The sequence below is a fragment of the Streptomyces albidus (ex Kaewkla and Franco 2022) genome (genome assembly GCF_013870515.1).
In the GTDB taxonomy this organism is placed as follows: Bacteria; Actinomycetota; Actinomycetes; order Streptomycetales; family Streptomycetaceae; genus Streptomyces; species Streptomyces albidus.
The window spans coordinates 1-2,875 of record NZ_JACBXA010000425.1; the positions used below are offsets into that span (position 1 = coordinate 1).

Below are 2,875 nucleotides of genomic sequence, written 5' to 3' on the forward strand. Positions count from 1 at the left end.
ACCCAGCCCGTCTCACACGGCGCCGGCTACTTCACGCTCCCCTACCTGCCACCGAGGCAGGCGAGACCCGCAACGCCGACGCGCTCGTCCTGGCTGTGCCCGCGCCTCAGGCGGCGCGGCTGCTGGCCGAGGAGGTACCGGCGGCGGCGGAGGAGCTGACCGCCGTCGAGTACGCCTCCATGGCCCTGGTCACCATGGCCTTCCGGCGCTCCGACATCGAGCGCGTCCCGGAGGGCAGCGGTTTCCTCGTGCCTCCGGTCGACGGCCGCTCCATCAAGGCGTCCACCTTCTCCAGCAACAAGTGGGGGTGGGTGGCGCAGGAGGATCCGGGGCTGTTCGTGCTGCGTACCTCGTTGGGGCGGTACGCGGAGGAGGCCGTCCTGGAGCGTCCCGACTCCGAACTCGTGGAGCTGTCGTTGCGGGATCTGCGGGCCGCGACCGGGCTGTCGGCCCGTCCCGTGGACCGGCGTGTGACCCGTTGGACCGGTGGGCTTCCGCAGTATCCCGTCGGCCACACGGAGCGCGTGGCCCGCGTCCGCGGCGCTGTGGAGAAGGTGCCCGGGCTGGCGGTGTGCGGCGCCGTGTACGAGGGCGTCGGCATTCCCGCGTGCATCGCGAGCGGCCGCAGGGCCGCGGAGGAGACCCTCGCGCGAGCCGTGCCGGGCGGCGCGCGAGAATAGGGCCATGACTGCTGCGCCGGATAAGGCACCCAACGCGGGCAAGAAGGCGAAGGACCTCAACGAGGTCGTCCGGTACACCCTGTGGTCGGTCTTCCGGCTGCGCGACGTCCTGCCGGAGGACCGCACCGGCTACGCGGACGAGGTGGACGAGCTCTTCGGGCAGCTCGCCGCGAAGGACGTCGTCGTGCGCGGCACGTACGACGTCTCGGGGCTGCGGGCCGACGCCGACGTCATGATCTGGTGGCACGCGGAGTCCTCCGACGCCCTTCAGGACGCCTACAACCGCTTCCGCCGCACCAGGCTCGGCCGCGCGCTGGAACCGGTGTGGTCGAACATGGCGCTGCACCGCCCGGCCGAGTTCAACAAGTCGCACGTGCCGGCCTTCGTGGCGGGGGAGGAGCCGCGTGCTTACGTGAGCGTCTACCCCTTCGTCAGGTCCTACGAGTGGTACCTGCTGCCGGACGAGGACCGCCGCCGGATGCTGGCCGATCACGGCAAGATGGCCCGCGGCTTCCCCGACGTGCGGGCGAACACCGTGCCCGCATTCTCACTCGGCGACTACGAGTGGATCCTCGCGTTCGAGGCCGACGAGCTGTACCGCATCGTCGACCTCATGCGTCATCTGCGGGGCTCCGAGGCGCGGATGCACGTACGCGAAGAGGTGCCGTTCTACACGGGGCGGCGCAAGCCGGTCGCGGAGCTGGTGGCCGGGCTCGTCTAGGACGGGCGCGGCGGTGTCCGCCGCCCCGGCTTCGGCGTGCTGCCGGCTCTCACTCCGCCCTCACTGCGCTGTCGTTGCCGGTCAGCTCTCCGTGCTGTCCGGCTTCGGCGCGGGGCGGGCCGCGCACTCCGCTGCGCGGCCCGGCGTCCTGCCCTCCAGCAGGTATGTGGCGACGTGGCCGTCGGCGCACTTGTTGCCGCCGGTCACGCCGTGCGTGCCCGCGCCCCACTCCGTGACGAGCGAGGAGCCGGACAGCCGTCGCCACGTCTCCACGGCGCCCGAGTAGGGCGTCGCCGGATCGTGGGTGGCGGCGACGAGGAGCACGGGCGGGATGCGGCCGGGCCCCGTGCGCACGTCCACGGGACGGGACTGCCTGCCGCGCCAGTAGGCGCAGGGGAGGTTCGTCCAGACGTTCTCCCAGGTCAAGAGCGGTGCGTGGCGGGCGAGTTCGGTGTTGTCGCCGTCCCAGCGGGCCCAGTCGCGCGGCCAGGGAGCGTCGGAGCACTGCACGGCGCTGTAGACGGCGTCGCTGTTCTCCGTCCGGGCCGCCGCCTCCGGATCGGGAGCGACCAGGCCGACCAGGGGCTGGGGGTCGCCCTTGGCGAACTCCGAGAGGGCGGCGGCGTACTGGGGCCAGACCGCGTCCTCGTACCCGACGGAGACGAACCCGGCGAGCAGCTGCTTCGAGCCGACGTCGTGTCCGACCGAGCCGCCCACGCGGCGCCGGTCGAGGGTGTCGCGCGCCTTGTCGAAGTTGCGCTGCACGGCTCGTGCGGTGCGGCCCAGGCCGTAGGCGGTGTCGTGCCGGGCCACCCACCGCTTCCAGTCGTTCCAGCGCCGCTCGAAGGCGCGGTTCTGGTCGAGGCCGGCTCCGTACCAGATCTTGTCGGGGCGCGGGTCCACGACCCCGTCGAGGACGAGGCGGCCGACGTGCCCGGGGAAGAGCGTGGCGTAGACGGAGCCGAGGTAGCTGCCGTAGGAGACGCCGAAGTAGTTGAGCTTCCGGCTGCCGAGGGCCGCGCGCAGTACGTCGAGGTCGCGGGCGTTGTCGGGGGTGGTGAAGTGGTCGAGCCTGTCGCCCTGGCTGCGTGCGCACGCCCGCGCGTACGCGGCCGCCTCCTGCCGCATCTTCCGCTTGAACGCGGTGGACGGCTCGCGCGGTGAACGTTCAGGCTTCGTGCCCGCCTTCTTCGGGTCCCGGCAGCTGAGGGGGGCGGAGCGTCCGACTCCACGGGGTGCGTAACCGATGAAGTCGTAGGCCCTGTTGAGCCTCTTCCACACACCGCCCGCGACCGTTCCGTAGAGCGGGAAGGCCATGCCACTGCCCCCGGGACCGCCTGGGTTGTGGAGCAGGACGCCCTGCCTGGCGGCGGCAGGGCCGGTCGACTTCCGCCGGCTGACGGCGAGTTGGATCTTCTCGCCGCGCGGGCGTGCGTAGTCGAGGGGGACGGTCACCTTGCCGCACTCGACGCGA

3 protein-coding genes are annotated in these 2,875 nt (G+C 72.2%); 2 read left to right on the forward strand and 1 reads right to left on the reverse strand.

Going from position 1 to position 2,875, the window contains the following annotated elements; all coding sequences use genetic code 11:
- Positions 1–680: protoporphyrinogen oxidase (gene hemG, locus H5J26_RS30025; protein WP_181769113.1), on the forward strand; the 680-nt coding region annotated here is incomplete at its 5' end.
- A gap of 4 nt (positions 681–684) precedes the next feature.
- Positions 685–1,401, forward strand: coding sequence for a hydrogen peroxide-dependent heme synthase (hemQ, locus tag H5J26_RS30030; RefSeq protein ID WP_181769114.1), 717 nt, complete (start codon positions 685–687; stop codon positions 1,399–1,401).
- A gap of 81 nt (positions 1,402–1,482) precedes the next feature.
- Here hemQ and H5J26_RS30035 read toward each other — a convergent pair.
- Positions 1,483–2,875, reverse strand: a 1,393-nt coding sequence (locus H5J26_RS30035; protein WP_181769115.1) for an alpha/beta hydrolase, incomplete at its 5' end; no start/stop codon positions are given.